The following is a 13,574-nucleotide window of genomic DNA, read 5'->3' as shown; positions in this document are numbered from 1 at the left end:
CGCTTCAGATGGTCCGCGCGGCCCTGCGGTACGAGACCACAGCGTACGAACCGAAGACCAGTAGCCAAGCCGTGAGAACCGCCACCGCACCCAGCGCCGGTGCGTCGCCGTCGGCGACGGAGGTGCCGAGCTGGGCGATGCGGTTCGTGGGGGTGAAGCCGGACAGGGACCGGAGCCAGCCCGGGAAGAGCGTGAGCGGGAACCATAGACCGCCGACCACCGAGAGCCCCAGATTGCACACCATGTTCGCGACGCCGGTCGTCTGCGCGGTGAGCCGGTAGCCGTTGCCGAGGCCGAGCAGGGTGAAGGGTATCGAGCCGAGCCACAGCAGCACCGCGACCGCGGCCCACTGCCAGACCTCCAGCCGTACGCCGTTGACCAGGCCGCCCGCCGCCAGCACCGCGGCGATCGCGGGCAGCACGGTCACCGAGCCGGTCAGCGTCCGCCCGAGCACCACCTCCCGCGGGGTCATCGGGGTCACCCGCAGCTGCCGCAGCCAGCCGATCCCCTTGTCCTCGGCGACCCCGCCGCCGGTGTTCAGGGCCGAGCCCACCGCCCCGTACGCGGCCATGCCGATCATCGAACCGGTCTTCCAGCCGCCGTCACTGGCGCCACCGAGGTTGGTGAACAGGAGGTACATCATCACGGGCATCGCGATGCCGCCGATGACGAAGCCGGCGTCACGCAGCGTCCGGCGCACTTCGAGGCGCAGATAGTCCAGCATCACACCGTCTCCAGAACATGCGAGGTGAGCACCATGAACGCGTCGTCCAGGGACGCGGGGACGACCTCCAGGCCGCGGATCGCGCCGAGCCCGGCCAGCGCGAGCACCGTCGCGTCCGAGTCGTCCGTGCGCAGCAGGGCCCGGTCCCCGCGCACCTCCACCGACACCACACCGGGCAGCAGGGTCAGCCCCTCGGTGCCCCGGCCCGCGAGGTCGAAGGAGACCAGGTTGCCGCCCACCGACCGCTTGAGCTGCTCGCCGGTCCCGTCGGCGACGAGCCGGCCGTGGTCGATGACGAGGATCCGGTCGGCGTGCGCGTCGGCCTCCTCCAGGTAGTGCGTCGAGAACAGGACGGTGTGACCACGCCGCGCGTAGGACCGCATCGAGTCCCAGAACGCGCGCCGCGCCTCCACGTCCAGCGCGGCGGTCGGCTCGTCGAGCACGATCAGGTCGGGGTTCCCGGCGAGCGCCACCGCGAACCGCACCCGCTGCGCCTGCCCGCCGGAGAGCCGGTCGACGCGCCGCCCGGCCAGATCCCCGATCCCCGCGAGCTCCAGCGCGTCGGCGACAGGGAGCGGCGCGGGATAGCGGCCCGCGACGAAGGAGACCAGCTCACGGACGGTCACGCGGGGCACCGGCCGGGTCTCCTGAAGCATCGCGCCGACCCGCCCGGCACGCACCGCCGCCTCCGGGGGGCCGCCGAAGAGCGCGACCGTCCCCTCGTCCGGCTCGTTCAGACCGAGCAGCAGGGAGATCGTGGTCGACTTCCCCGCGCCGTTGCGCCCCAGCAGCGCCACCGTCTCGCCACGGCCGATCTCCAGATCCACCCCGTCCACCGCGCGCACCGCGCCGAACGCCTTGACCGCCCCCGTGAAGGACACGGCACGCTCTGTCCCACCTGTCTGTGTCATGCCTGAGACGGTACGAATCCGCGGCCCCTGCCCGACAGATGCGCTTGTACGGACTCCGGCAGGACAAATGTCACGGCCGGGCGGACGGACCGTTGACCTGACAGAGCGTCAGGAGCCTTCACAACTGCCGAGTGCTGGGCTATACAAGGGTCGCCGGACTGGAACGCGTTCTAGATCGGCCAGTGTCGACCTCGGTGCGGCCGACGGTGCGGACGGCCGCACCGAGGTCTTTCGCGCTACTGATCAGGAGCCCCATGCCCATCGACGCCGCCAAGGCCCTCGCCGCCGAACCCCGCAGCGGTGAGATCACCTGGGACCGCAAGGACGTCCAGCTCTACCACCTCGGCCTCGGAGCGGGCGTCCCGGCGACGGATCCCGACGAGCTGCGCTACACCCTCGAATCGAAGCTGCACGTCCTGCCGAGCTTCGCCACCGTCGCGGGCGCCGGTTCCCCCGGAGTGATCAGCGGCCTGTCCATGCCCGGCGTCGACGTCGACCTCGCCCGCGTCCTGCACGGCGGCCAGACCATCGAACTGCACCGCCCGATCCCGGTCGAGGGCAAGGCCCTGGCCACCGGGCGGATCGCCGCCGTGTACGACAAGGGCAAGGCGGCCGTCCTGGTCATGCGCACCGAGGTCGCCGACGCCGAGGGACCGTTGTGGACGAACGACGCCCAGATCTTCGTACGGGGAGAGGGCGGCTGGGGCGGCGACCGCGGCCCCTCCACCCGCCTCGAGGAGCCCACCGGTGCGCCGGACCGGACCGTCGAGCGCCAGGTCCGCGAGGAGCAGGCGCTGCTCTACCGGCTCTCCGGCGACTGGAACCCGCTGCACGCCGACCCCGAGTTCGCCAAGCTCGCCGGGTTCGACCGGCCGATCCTGCACGGGCTGTGCACGTACGGGATGACGCTCAAGGCGGTCGTCGACACGCTGCTCGGCGGGGACGTGGCGCGCGTCCGCTCGCACACCACGCGCTTCGCCGGGGTCGTGTACCCGGGGGAGACCCTGCGCATCCGCATGTGGCGGCGGGAAGGCAGCGTCCGGGTGGCCGTGAGCGCCGTCGAGCGGGACGACGCGCCGGTCCTCGCCGACACCGTCGTCACACACTCCTGAGCCCAGCCCGTCAGTGATCAGCCCGTTGTCGAGGGGAGCCGCACCATGCGCGCAGCCGTACAGCACGAGATAGGCCAGGACAAGCTGGAAGTGCTCGACGACATCGAGGCGGTGGGCTTCGGGCCGGGCAAGGTGCGGATCCGGGTACGGGCCACCGGGCTGTGCCACTCCGACCTGTCCGCGATGAGCGGCGTACTGCCGCAGCCCGCGCCGTTCGTACCCGGCCACGAGGGCGCCGGGGAGATCGTCGAGGTCGGCGAGGGCGTCACCCATCTCAAGCCCGGCGACCGGGTCGTCGTCTGCTGGCTGCCTGCCTGCGGCGTCTGTCCCGCCTGCAAGCGCGGCCAGAGCCAGCTGTGCCTGGCCGGGTTCATGAACGCCGGCACGCCCAACTTCCGGCGGCCCGGCCAAGACGTCTTCGGCTTCGCCGGGACCGGCACCTTCACCGAGGAGGTCGTGGTCGACGCGGGCTCCGCCGTGCCGATCCCGGACGACGTGCCCTTCGACATCGCGGCCCTCATCGGCTGCGGAGTGACGACCGGCCTCGGCGCCGCCCTCAACACCGCGGACGTGGCGGCCGGTTCCTCGGTCGCCGTGATCGGCTGCGGGGGCGTCGGCATCTCCGCGATCCAGGGCGCGCGCCTCAAGGGCGCCGCCGAGATCGTCGCCGTCGACCCGGTCGCCTCGCGCCGGGAGGCCGCGCTGCGGTTCGGCGCGACGAAGGCGGTCTCGCCCGACGAACTCCCGGGCGCGAAGCAGTCGGTGACCGGTGGCGAGGGCTTCGACTACGTCTTCGAGGTCGTCGGCCGCTCCGCCACCGCCCGCACCGCGTACGAGAACACCCGCCGCGGCGGCACCCTCGTCATCGTCGGCGCGGGCGCCATGGACGACTTCCTGCAGCTCAACATGTTCGAGCTGTTCTTCGACGAGAAGCGGATCCTGCCGTCCATGTACGGCGGCGGAGACGTCCTGCGGTCGTACGAGCGGACGGTCGCCCTGTGGCGCGCGGGCCGCATCGACCTGGAGAGCCTGATCACCCACCGGGTGCCGCTGTCCGGGATCAACGAGGCGCTGGACCAGATGCGGACGGGAACCGCGCTGCGTACGTGCATCGAGATCTGACCCCCACGACCGCCGCCACGATTGCTGAGGACTTCGATGTCACTGCCACTTGAAGGGCTCGCCGCGATCGTCACCGGCGCGGGGCGCGGGCTCGGCCGGACCGAAGCGCTGGAACTGGCCCGCCTGGGTGCCGCCGTCGTCGTCAACGACTACGGGCAGCCCGGGCGGGACGGCTCCGGCGCGGCCTCGGCCACCCCCGCCGAGGAGGTCGCCGCCGAGATCCGCGCCGCGGGCGGCCGCGCCCTCGCCCACACCGGGGACGTCTCCGACCGCGAAGGGGCCCGTGAGCTGGTCGACCTGGCGATCGGCGAGTTCGGGAAGCTCGACATCCTCGTCAACAACGCGGGCATCCTGCGCGACCGGATGGTCTTCTCGATGTCCGAGGACGAGTGGGACTCCGTCATCCGCGTGCATCTGAAGGGGCACTTCAACACGACCCACTTCGCGTCCGCGCACTGGCGGGCGCGGTCCAAGGCGGCGAACGGGCCGGTGTACGGGCGGATCGTGAACACCTCCTCGGAGGCGTTCCTCGCGGGCTCGGCGGGACAGCCCAACTACGCGGCGGCCAAGGGCGGCATCGTCGGGCTGACGACCTCGACCGCGCTGGCGCTCGCGAAGTACGGCGCGACGGCCAACGTCATCTGCCCGCGCGCCCGGACCCGGATGACCGAGGACGTGTTCCACGGGTTCGAGGTGCCCGATCAGGGCCTCGATCCCCTCGCCCCCGAGCATGTCGCGCCCCTCGTCGGCTACTTGGCCTCGCCCGCCGCCGCGCACGTCAACGGACAGCTGCTCGTGGTGCACGGCGGCATGGTCGCGGTCGTCGAACGGCCGCGGGTGGCCGCCAAGTTCGACACCAAGCAGGATGCCTTCACCTACGACGAACTCGACGCACTGCTCGGCCCGTACTACGCGCAGCGGCCACCGGGGGAGACGTTCGCGGCGGCGGAGGTACTGGGACTCAAGCACACCTAGCTCGCCCGACAGCTACCCCTGGTCGTCGTGCTCCGGGCTGAGCAGTCGGCCGTCGGTCGACAGGGGCGGGTGTGCCAGCTGGGGCAAGTAGTGCCGGAAGAACAGTTCGGCGACCAGCTCGCGGCGGCTGCGCACCCCCACCTTGCCGAAGACCTGCTTCAAATGGTCCTGCACCGTGTACTCGGAGACCCCGAGGTGCCCGGCGATCTCGCTCGTCGAACGGCCCAGCAGGACGTGCTGGGCGATCTCCCGGGCCCGCGGCGACAACCCGTACACATCCAGGACCAGCGCGGTCAGTTCGGCGGGCTCGGTGGGGCCGACGGAGACCACCACGGCCGGCTCACCGTCCTGTTCGAGGGGCCAGGCCCGCAGGGAGATCCACCGGCCGGTGCCCGTGGGCGCCCGGACGTGCGCGCCGGCCCCGGCCTGTTCGCCCCGGGCCTGCACGGCCAGCGCCCGCAGCAGGTACGGGCCCCCTTCGCCGCGCCCGGGCGCGTGCTGCTCCTGGAGCTGGTCGAGCCAGTGCTGCGCGGTCGGTGACATCGAGCGGATGCCGAGGTCGCCGTCGAGCACCACCCAGCCGGGCGCGTCCGGCAGCGGTCCGCAGTCCACGCCGGACAGCAGCAGCGAGCGGCGCAGCGCGGCGCACGCGGGCACGCTCACGGCCTCGGCGACGGCGAGCTCGGCCGCGGAGAAGGGGCGGGTGTGCGCGTCACGGCACAGCACGAGCAGGCCCCAGGTGCGCGGTCCGTGGCGCAGCAGGATCCGTAACTCGTCGGTGAGGCCGAGAGGCCGGAGGATCTCCCGGTAGTACTTGCTCTCGTCCAGCCGCCCGTCGGTCGATCTGCTGAGCAGGCTCACCTTGCCCGAACGCCGGGTCAGCGCCCGCAGGTTGTCGACGTCGTCCTGCTCCACGTGCTCGATCTCGAAGAGCCGCCGCATGCTCGACTCGGGGAACCCCGACTCGTGCTGGCCGCCCGTGTCGAGGAGGGTCGACGGGTCGAGGACGACCCCGCACCACACATCGGCCGGTACGGCGTCCAGCAGCACCCGGGTCGTGCGGTCGAGCACGGCGAGGGCGCTCAACTCGCCCCGCAGCCCGCGTTCGAGGCGGCTGGTGGTCTCGGAAAGGATCATAGGCGTGTCCCGGAAGCTGGAATGCCCTGAATACCCTGAATGCCTTGGCTGCTGAATATCCGGAATGACTGGAAGAGCTGGAATATCGGTCTGTCATATCCCAGGAATCTGGGATACCCCCGCGGATGTCGGTTCCGTACCGTGAGACTCGATTGTGGGGGTCGGCCCACGCTCCGACAAGAGGACGTCACCCGCGCGTGGGGCCCGGGGGAGCCCCGCATGAAACGGCCCCGCTCGCGCCGAGCGCGAGCGGGGCCGTATCGCTGGTCCTGCTTACCGTCAGGCCGATGTGTTCTGCTGGTCGGACGGCTTGCGGTGGCGGCCGTGAGGGGTCGCCTCGTCGTCCCGGCCGGAGACCGGGCCGCGGTGCTTGCCGTGGCCTTCGTCCTGGACCGTCGCCTCGTGGGCGTCGGTGGCCGGCGGTTCCATGGTGCTGGTTTCGCTCATGTGGAAGTGTTCACCCCGTCAACAAGATCCTTCTTTGTAGCCGGGGGATTCTAACCGGTCGCTCACGCGGGAACGGGGGCGGGTGACCTGTTCTCGCCCCCGGGCCCGCCGTCGGCCCGGAAGGCCTCGTCCTCGGGTACCGCGCGGGCGAAGAGGGGCCGCCTCTTCACGGGGGACTGCCCGCTCAGCGGTGCCTGTTGGAGGGGGACCGGGCGCGCCGCGGGCCGTTCCGGCGGAGGGGGCGCCTCCGCCGTCACCGCGGCGGCGGGCGCCGTCACCTTCGCCACCCCGCACGGCACCGCCCCCGTCGTGTACGGCAGTTGGAGGACCCCCTCCCTGGTCCACAGGCCCGCGCCCGCCAACCAGCCCTCCGGGGCAGCGAGATGGTGGACCTGGCGTTCGAACGGCCGCCACACGCCCACCCAGCTGCCGGCCGGCCCGTCGATGCGCAGGGCCACCGCGCAGGCCTCCGGCGTCAGTACCTGCCCCGGCTGGACCGCGAACGGCGTCACCGCGCAGTCGGTGGCGCGCAGACAGTCGGGGAAGCGGATCGGCAGGGTGCTGCCGAGGACCCCCCAGCCGAGGCGGTCGTGGCCCGGGGACGGCGCGTCGGAGCGGACCAGCAGCAGTCCGCTGTCGGCGTCCGCGAGCAGCAGCCGGTCGTCGCTGTCCTCGGCGATCTGCAGCAGTGGCGTTACTTCACCGCCGCGCCCCAGGTCGACGACCACCGTCTTGGTGCGGCCGTCCTGGTGGCGGTCCAGGGCCAGCAGGCGCCCCGTGCCGTCCAGCCAGACCCCGCCCGAACAGTGGCCCGGCACCTCGGCCAGGTGCTCGGGCCCGAACACCCCGCCCGCCACCAGCCACACCGCCGTGGAGCCACGGCCCGCGGCGAGGGCGTACGCGTGCTCCCCGTCCGGCGCGGGCGGCAGCAGCCACAGCCGGGTGTCCTCGTCGTGGCACTCCACCGCGCCGAGGAGCAGTTCCCCGGTGCCGGGCCCGGTCGGGTACAGCAGCGAGAACGTGTGCCGCCCGTCCGCGACGCGGTGGATCAGCACCCGCCCGTCGGACATCGGCAGCACCTCGGTGCCGGGCTCCTCCGGCTGGTGGGACGGCAGCGGTACGGCGTAGGGCTCGGGGCCGTCCAGCGTCCAGCGCTCGGGGAACCAGCACTCGCCGTCGAGGACGAGGCGGGCCGCGTAGGTTCCGTCCGCGGCGATCACACAGGTGGGGCGGGCGATCACATCCATGGGGCGGGCGATCGCATCCGCGGGGCGGGCGGTCGTATCCGTGGGGCGAGTGGCCCGCTCGTCCCCGGGTTCCGCCGCAGGCTCGGTGGCACAGGCCGTCATCGTTCGGTCACCTCCGGCGACGAAGCTAGTTTTCGCACGCACAGACGTGGGACCGGCGGGCGGGCGCTTCACACATAAGGGTGGCCGTGCCGCGATTCGCCTGAGGGAACGGCGATGCGTGTGCTGAACGGTGCGGGGAGAAGGGGGTGGGGCCCGGATCATCAAGGGCCGCCCGCGGCCGGGACCCCTGGTCGCGCACCCCGGGACCGGCCCGCGACCGGTGGGGCACCGGCCCAAGCCAGGTAGCCTTTTCCCCGTGCCCCGTCTGTCTGAAGTCATCGCCGCGCTCGACACCCTCTGGCCCCCCGAGAGGGCCGAGGGATGGGACGCGGTCGGCACCGTGTGCGGCGAGCCGGACCAGGAGATCACCCGCGTCCTGTTCGCCGTCGACCCCGTTCGGGAAATCGTCGACGAAGCGGTGAAGCTGGGCGCGAACCTGCTGGTCACCCACCATCCGCTCTATCTGCGCGGGACGACGACGGTCGCGGCCGACACCTTCAAGGGCCGGGTCGTGCACACCCTCATCAAGAACGACATCGCGCTGCACGTCGCCCACACCAACGCCGACCGCGCCGACCCGGGAGTCAGCGACGCCCTCGCCGGGGCGCTCGACCTCCGGGTCGTACGGCCGCTCGTGCCCGACCCCACCGACCCCGAGGGCCGCCGCGGCCTCGGCCGTGTCTGTGAGCTGGACCACCCGCTGACCGTCCGCGAACTCGCCGCGCGCGCCGCCGGGCGACTGCCCGCCACCGCGCAGGGCATCCGCGTCGCCGGTGACCTGGAGGCGGTCGTACGGACCGTCGCGGTCAGCGGCGGCTCCGGCGACAGCCTCTTCGACGACGTGCGCGCCGCCGGCGTCGACGCCTTCCTCACCGCGGACCTGCGCCACCACCCGGCGTCAGAGGCCCGCGCCCACAGTCCTCTCGCGCTGCTCGACGCGGCGCACTGGGCCACCGAGTGGCCCTGGTGCGAGCTGGCCGCCGCCCAGCTCGACGAGATCTCCGACCGCAAGGGATGGGACCTGCGGGTCCACGTCTCCAAGACGGTCACCGACCCCTGGACCGCCCACGCGGCGTCCACCGAAACACCTAACGCAATGGGAGCCCCCAACTGAACGCCGCGCCCGCCGACCAGATCCGACTTCTCGACGTCCAGGCCTTCGACGTACGCCTGCAGCAGCTCGCGCACAAGCGCAGGTCCCTTCCCGAGCACGCCGAGATCGAGTCGCTGAACAAGGACCTCACGCAGCTGCGCGACCTGCTCGTCGCCGCGCAGACCGAGGAGAGCGACTGCGCCCGCGAGCAGACCAAGGCCGAGCAGGACGTGGACCAGGTGCGCCAGCGCGCCAACCGCGACCAGCAGCGCCTGGACTCCGGTGCCGTCACCTCCCCCAAGGACCTGGAGAACCTCCAGCACGAGATCACCTCCCTCGCCAAGCGGCAGGGCGACCTGGAGGACGTCGTCCTCGAGGTCATGGAGCGCCGCGAGTCCGCGCAGGAGCGGGTCGCCGAGCTGACCGAGCGGACCTCCTCCGTGCAGTCGAAGATCGACGACGCGACCGGCCGTCGGGACGCCGCCTTCGAGTCCCTCGACGGCGAGATCGCCTCGGTGACGAAGGAGCGCGAGGTCGTCGCGGCCTCCGTCCCCGCCGACCTGCTGAAGCTCTACGACAAGCTGCGCCAGCAGCAGGGCGGCGTCGGCGCCGCGCGGCTCTACCAGCGCCGTTGCGAGGGCTGCCGCCTCGAGCTCAACATCACCGAGGTCAACGACGTGAAGGCGGCCTCCCCGGACACCGTGCTGCGCTGCGAGAACTGCCGCCGCATCCTGGTGCGTACGTCCGAGTCCGGTCTGTAAGGGGCGCGGGGCGTGCGGGAGTTCATCGTCGAGGCCGACGGCGGTTCCCGGGGCAACCCGGGACCCGCGGGGTACGGCGCCGTGGTCATCGACGCGGCCACGGGGGAGACGCTGGCGGAGCGTGCCGAGTACATCGGCATCGCCACCAACAACGTCGCCGAGTACCGGGGCCTGGTGGCGGGCCTGCGCGCCGCCCACGAACTGGACCCGGCCGCGCGCGTACGGGTCCGGATGGACTCCAAGCTCGTCGTCGAGCAGCTGTCCGGCCGCTGGAAGATCAAGCACCCGGACATGAAGCCGCTGGCCGCGGAGGCGGCCCGCGTCTTCCCGCCCGACCGGATCACCTACGAGTGGATGCCGCGCGAGCAGAACAAGCACGCGGACCGACTGGCCAACGAGGCGATGGACGCGGGGCGGCGCGGCGAACAGTGGTCCCCGTCCGCATCGACGGCGGAACTGCTGACGCCGGGTTCCGCGGCGCCCCTTCAGGGGCGCGAGGAACTGCGCGACCAGCCCCCACAGCCCCGCACTCCGACGACTCCCGGCTCCGCCCCGTCACCCCGCGGCGAAGCCACGAAGTCCGAGGACGACGCACGGGCCGCACGCAACGTGGCCACACCGGCCCCGTCGACCGGCTGGGGCGCGACCGCCGACATGGGCGCCCCCACCACCTTCGTGCTCCTGCGTCACGGCGAGACCCTGCTCACCCCCCAGAAGCGTTTCTCCGGCAGCGGCGGCACCGACCCGTCGCTCTCGGACGTGGGCCGGGAGCAGGCCGAGCGCGTCGCCGCCGCGCTGGCCGCACGCGGCACCGTCCAGGCGATCGTGGCGTCGCCACTCACCCGTACCCGCCAGACCGCCGCCGCCGTCGCCGCCCGCCTGGGACTGGACGTCGCCATCGAGGACGGCCTGCGCGAGACGGACTTCGGCGCCTGGGAGGGCCTGACCTTCGCCGAGGTGCAGGAGCGGTACCCCGAGGACCTGAAGACCTGGCTCGCCTCCCCGAAGGCCGAACCGACCGGCGGCGGCGAGAGCTTCGCGGCGACCGCCCGCCGTATCGCCACCACCCGCGACAAGCTCATCGCCTCCTACGCGGGCCGCACCGTCCTGCTCGTCAGCCATGTCACCCCGATCAAGAGCCTCGTACGGCTCGCGATCGGTGCCCCGCCGGAGTCCCTGTACCGGATGGAGCTCTCCGCGGCCTCCCTGTCGGCGGTGGCGTACTACGCGGACGGCAACGCCAGCCTGCGCCTCTTCAACGACACCTCTCACCTGCGCTGAGCGACCCGGGCCCGCAGGTCACCCGCGCCGAGCGGCCCGGGCCCGCAGGATCTCGGCGGTCTCCCGGTCCGCCGGCAGGAACGCCTCCAGGTGGAGCTCGGCGAGCGTCACGTCGACCGCGGTCGCGAACGACGTCAGCGTGGTGAGCAGTCTCAACTCGCCCTCCGCGCACCGCAGTCGCAGCGGCACGGCGAACCCGAGATAGTCGGCGCCGGGCTCACTCGCCGGTACGTAGTCCGCCAACTCCTCGGCCAGGGAGGCGAGTCGGGTATCGGGACTGCGCACGGCACGAGCCCGCAGGTTCTCCACGATGTGCTGCCCCCACGCGTCCAGGTTCACCACCCGTGAACCCATCCCGCGCGGATGCAGCGCGAGCCGCAGCACATTGACGGGCGGCGCGAGCAGCGCGGGGTCCGCGCCCTCGGTGAGCACGTCGAACGCCTCGTTCGCCGCGACGAGTTCACCCCGCGGACCCGCCACCACCGCCGGATACGGCAGATGCCCTTCGAGGATGCTGTCCAACGCCTCACGTACGGGCTTCAGCGTGACCGCGTCGAGCGGTGACTCCGCGAACGCGGGCGCGTAACCGGCCGCCAGCAGCAGCGAGTTGCGCTCCCTCAGGGTCAGGCCGAGCGACTCGGCGAGCCGGATCACGATCTCCCTGCCGGGCACCGAGCGTCCGCGCTCGATGAAACTGACGTACCGCTGGGTCGTGCCCGCCCGCGAGGCGAGCTCCAGCTGACTGACCCGGCGGCGGTGCGCCAGCGCAGCAGCTCCCGGGCGAAGGGCGGGGGTTCGGTCACCGAGGCGGCTGCGGTGCTGATGGTCATGGCTCAGTTGTACGTCACGGGTAGGACAGTCCGGCCATACCCCACGGGGAATTGAGCGGCGTACCCCGTCCGAGCAGCATGGACGCATCCACGGAGCACACCCCAGAGAGCCGACATGCGCGCCTACCACCTCGAAACGCCCGGCACCGTCGACGGCATCGCCCCGCGTGAGACGGACCGCCCCGAGCCCGGCCCCCGCGACATCCTCGTCCGCGTCCGCGCCGTCTCCCTCAACAAGCGCGATCTGCTGATCCTGAACGGTACCTATCCGCTGAAGGCCGTGCCGGACGTGATCCCGCTGAGTGACGGAGCGGGCGAAGTCGTCGCGGTGGGCGCGGAGGTGACCCGGTTCGCGGTCGGGGACCGGGTGGCGAGCACGTACTTCCCGAAGTGGATCGACGGCAGGATCACCTCCGCGCGGATCGACCAGCCCGGCGCCACCCTGCCCGGCATGCTCACCGAGTACGCGCGCCTCGACGAGAACGCGGCGGTGCGGGTGCCCGGCCACCTCGGCTGGGAGGAGGCCGCCTGCCTGCCCTGCGCGGGCGTCACGGCCTGGCACGCGCTGACCGGCGGGGAGGCGGTGGTCCCCGGCGAGACGGTGCTGACCCTCGGCACGGGCGCGCTCTCGCTGTTCGCCGTGCAGTTCGCGAAGCTGCTGGGCGCCGAGGTCGTCGCCACGACGTCGAGCCCGCAGAAGGCCGAGCGGCTCAAGGCCCTGGGCGCCGACCACGTCGTGCGGTACGCCGACCACCCCGCGTGGGGACGGACGGTCCGCGACCTCACGGGCGGGCGTGGCGTGGACCTCGTCGTCGAGACCGTGGGCCCGGAGACGATCGAGCAGTCGGTCCGCGCCTCGGCGCTCTACGGCAGGATCGTCCTGGTCAGCGCCAACAGCCCGCGCAAGGCCTCTCTGGAGATCACGACGGACGCGCTCGCGTCGAGCCTGGTGACGATGCGGCGGCTCTTCGTCGGCAGCCGTACTCACTTCGAGTCCATGAACCGGGCCCTCACCCTGCACGGCACCCGCCCGGTCGTCGACCGGACCTTCGGCTTCGACGAGGTCCACGAGGCGTTCCGTTACTACGAGTCCGGCGTGGCCTTCGGCAAGGTCGTCATCCGCGTGGCCTGAGCGCGGCCGCCTCGCGCGCCAGGCTCTCCACCCGCCCCCAGTCCTTCGCCGCGATCGCGTCCTCGGGAAGCATCCATGTCCCGCCCACGCAGCCGACGTTGGGGAGGGCGAGGTAGTCCGGCGCGTAGGTGGGGCCGATGCCGCCCGTCGGGCAGAACCTGGCCTGCGGCAGCGGTCCGGCGAGCGACCTGAGGTACGCCGTGCCGCCCGCGGCCTGCGCCGGGAAGAACTTCATCTCCCGCACCCCGCGCTCCAGCAGCGCCACCACCTCCGAGGTCGTGGACACCCCCGGCAGGAACGGCACCCCGGACGCCTTCATGGCATCGAGCAGTACGTCGGTCCAGCCGGGGCTGACCAGGAAGCGGGCGCCCGCGGCCACGCACTCCGCCACCTGCGTCGGCGTGATGACGGTGCCCGCGCCGACCACCGCGCCGGGCACCCCGTCCGCGATCGCCCGGATGGCGTCGAGCGCGCACGCCGTCCGCAGGGTCACCTCTATCGCGGGCAGCCCACCCGCCACGAGTGCCGTGGCCAGGGGTACGGCGTCCGCGACCTGGTTCACCACGACGACGGGTACCACGGGGGCGAGATCCAGCACGGAGGCGGCGGGAACCGAGGGCAGCGGTGAGCTCATGGGCTCATCGTGCCCTCGTCGTGCAGCATGCGCAAAGGGCGTTGCATATGCTGCAACGACCCCTGC

Annotated in this window: 14 protein-coding genes; 7 read left to right on the top strand and 7 right to left on the bottom strand. The window is 72.4% G+C overall.

All coding sequences use genetic code 11. From position 1 onward, the window contains the following. Nucleotides 1-4: 4 nt before the first annotated feature. Complete coding sequence (locus tag FNV62_RS17595) at nucleotides 5-724, bottom strand: ABC transporter permease (RefSeq protein WP_144315380.1); 720 nt, start codon at nucleotides 722-724, stop codon at nucleotides 5-7. Beyond that, nucleotides 724-1,635 carry an ABC transporter ATP-binding protein gene (locus FNV62_RS17590; RefSeq protein WP_144315379.1) on the bottom strand — a complete coding sequence of 304 codons (912 nt, stop codon included), beginning with the start codon at nucleotides 1,633-1,635 and terminating at the stop codon, nucleotides 724-726. Before FNV62_RS17590 ends, FNV62_RS17595 begins: the two co-directional genes overlap by 1 nt. A gap of 254 nt (nucleotides 1,636-1,889) precedes the next feature. On the opposite strand from FNV62_RS17590, the gene FNV62_RS17585 reads away from it, so the two are divergent. From FNV62_RS17585 to FNV62_RS17575, 3 genes are read left to right on the top strand one after another with little or no spacing between them, the layout of a single operon-like run. Further along, on the top strand, nucleotides 1,890-2,747 hold the full coding sequence (locus FNV62_RS17585; protein ID WP_060897707.1) for a MaoC/PaaZ C-terminal domain-containing protein: 858 nt from the start codon (nucleotides 1,890-1,892) through the stop codon (nucleotides 2,745-2,747). Between the two features lie 45 nt (nucleotides 2,748-2,792). Then, on the top strand, nucleotides 2,793-3,869 hold the full coding sequence (locus FNV62_RS17580; protein ID WP_060897708.1) for a Zn-dependent alcohol dehydrogenase: 1,077 nt from the start codon (nucleotides 2,793-2,795) through the stop codon (nucleotides 3,867-3,869). A 36-nt stretch (nucleotides 3,870-3,905) separates the two neighbouring features. Beyond that, a complete protein-coding gene (locus FNV62_RS17575) occupies nucleotides 3,906-4,844 on the top strand; it encodes a 3-oxoacyl-ACP reductase (RefSeq protein ID WP_060897709.1) in 939 nt (312 codons plus the stop codon). 12 nt (nucleotides 4,845-4,856) lie between these two features. Here the strand turns inward: FNV62_RS17575 and FNV62_RS17570 are convergent, their stop codons facing one another. From FNV62_RS17570 to FNV62_RS17565, 3 genes are all read right to left on the bottom strand, one after another. Beyond that, nucleotides 4,857-5,981 carry a helix-turn-helix transcriptional regulator gene (locus FNV62_RS17570; protein WP_143601469.1) on the bottom strand — a complete coding sequence of 375 codons (1,125 nt, stop codon included), beginning with the start codon at nucleotides 5,979-5,981 and terminating at the stop codon, nucleotides 4,857-4,859. A 279-nt stretch (nucleotides 5,982-6,260) separates the two neighbouring features. Beyond that, on the bottom strand, nucleotides 6,261-6,428 hold the full coding sequence (locus tag FNV62_RS54590) for a hypothetical protein (protein ID WP_165854109.1): 168 nt from the start codon (nucleotides 6,426-6,428) through the stop codon (nucleotides 6,261-6,263). 62 nt (nucleotides 6,429-6,490) lie between these two features. Then, on the bottom strand, nucleotides 6,491-7,777 hold the full coding sequence (locus tag FNV62_RS17565; protein ID WP_225900277.1) for a hypothetical protein: 1,287 nt from the start codon (nucleotides 7,775-7,777) through the stop codon (nucleotides 6,491-6,493). A 256-nt stretch (nucleotides 7,778-8,033) separates the two neighbouring features. Between FNV62_RS17565 and FNV62_RS17560 the strand changes: the two genes are divergently transcribed. The 3 genes from FNV62_RS17560 to FNV62_RS17550 are packed head-to-tail and all read left to right on the top strand — an operon-like array spanning nucleotide 8,034 to nucleotide 10,912. Next, nucleotides 8,034-8,891, top strand: a complete 858-nt coding sequence (locus tag FNV62_RS17560) for a Nif3-like dinuclear metal center hexameric protein (RefSeq protein WP_143601468.1) — start codon at nucleotides 8,034-8,036, stop codon at nucleotides 8,889-8,891. Further along, nucleotides 8,888-9,631 (top strand): zinc ribbon domain-containing protein, encoded by a 744-nt coding sequence (locus tag FNV62_RS17555; RefSeq protein ID WP_054230916.1) that lies wholly within the window; start codon nucleotides 8,888-8,890, stop codon nucleotides 9,629-9,631. The genes FNV62_RS17560 and FNV62_RS17555 overlap by 4 nt, the downstream gene beginning before the upstream one ends. Before the next feature lie 12 nt (nucleotides 9,632-9,643). Next, nucleotides 9,644-10,912, top strand: coding sequence for a bifunctional RNase H/acid phosphatase (locus tag FNV62_RS17550; protein ID WP_143607923.1), 1,269 nt, complete (start codon nucleotides 9,644-9,646; stop codon nucleotides 10,910-10,912). 18 nt (nucleotides 10,913-10,930) lie between these two features. Here the strand turns inward: FNV62_RS17550 and FNV62_RS17545 are convergent, their stop codons facing one another. Continuing rightward, the gene (locus tag FNV62_RS17545; protein WP_318658502.1) at nucleotides 10,931-11,650 is read right to left on the bottom strand and encodes a helix-turn-helix domain-containing protein; all 720 of its coding nucleotides are present in this window, start codon (nucleotides 11,648-11,650) and stop codon (nucleotides 10,931-10,933) included. A 207-nt stretch (nucleotides 11,651-11,857) separates the two neighbouring features. Here FNV62_RS17545 and FNV62_RS17540 point away from each other — a divergent pair, with 207 nt between their 5' ends. Next, nucleotides 11,858-12,874 carry a zinc-dependent alcohol dehydrogenase family protein gene (locus FNV62_RS17540; RefSeq protein ID WP_144315378.1) on the top strand — a complete coding sequence of 339 codons (1,017 nt, stop codon included), beginning with the start codon at nucleotides 11,858-11,860 and terminating at the stop codon, nucleotides 12,872-12,874. On the opposite strand, the gene eda is transcribed toward FNV62_RS17540, so the two are convergent. Then, a complete protein-coding gene (gene eda / locus FNV62_RS17535; protein WP_144315377.1) occupies nucleotides 12,858-13,508 on the bottom strand; it encodes a bifunctional 4-hydroxy-2-oxoglutarate aldolase/2-dehydro-3-deoxy-phosphogluconate aldolase in 651 nt (216 codons plus the stop codon). The two genes, FNV62_RS17540 and eda, sit on opposite strands and share 17 nt — an antisense overlap. Nucleotides 13,509-13,574 lie beyond the last annotated feature (66 nt).

Source organism: Streptomyces sp. RLB3-17, from assembly GCF_007113425.2.
Taxonomy (GTDB): Bacteria; Actinomycetota; Actinomycetes; order Streptomycetales; family Streptomycetaceae; genus Streptomyces; species Streptomyces mirabilis_D.
The sequence above is the reverse complement of the archived record's forward strand: the minus strand, read 5'-3'. Positions and strand labels throughout refer to the sequence as shown.

Excerpts from the sequence above, each read along its gene's own strand:
- FNV62_RS17595 (WP_144315380.1), bottom strand. The coding sequence starts at position 724 with ATGCTGGACTATCTGCGCCTCGAAGTGCGCCGGACGCTGCGTGACGCC.
- FNV62_RS17590 (WP_144315379.1), bottom strand. The coding sequence starts at position 1,635 with ATGACACAGACAGGTGGGACAGAGCGTGCCGTGTCCTTCACGGGGGCG.
- FNV62_RS17585 (WP_060897707.1), top strand. The coding sequence starts at position 1,890 with ATGCCCATCGACGCCGCCAAGGCCCTCGCCGCCGAACCCCGCAGCGGT.
- FNV62_RS17580 (WP_060897708.1), top strand. The coding sequence starts at position 2,793 with ATGCGCGCAGCCGTACAGCACGAGATAGGCCAGGACAAGCTGGAAGTG.
- FNV62_RS17575 (WP_060897709.1), top strand. The coding sequence starts at position 3,906 with ATGTCACTGCCACTTGAAGGGCTCGCCGCGATCGTCACCGGCGCGGGG.
- FNV62_RS17570 (WP_143601469.1), bottom strand. The coding sequence starts at position 5,981 with ATGATCCTTTCCGAGACCACCAGCCGCCTCGAACGCGGGCTGCGGGGC.
- FNV62_RS54590 (WP_165854109.1), bottom strand. The coding sequence starts at position 6,428 with ATGAGCGAAACCAGCACCATGGAACCGCCGGCCACCGACGCCCACGAG.
- FNV62_RS17565 (WP_225900277.1), bottom strand. The coding sequence starts at position 7,777 with ATGACGGCCTGTGCCACCGAGCCTGCGGCGGAACCCGGGGACGAGCGG.
- FNV62_RS17540 (WP_144315378.1), top strand. The coding sequence starts at position 11,858 with ATGCGCGCCTACCACCTCGAAACGCCCGGCACCGTCGACGGCATCGCC.
- eda (WP_144315377.1), bottom strand. The coding sequence starts at position 13,508 with ATGAGCTCACCGCTGCCCTCGGTTCCCGCCGCCTCCGTGCTGGATCTC.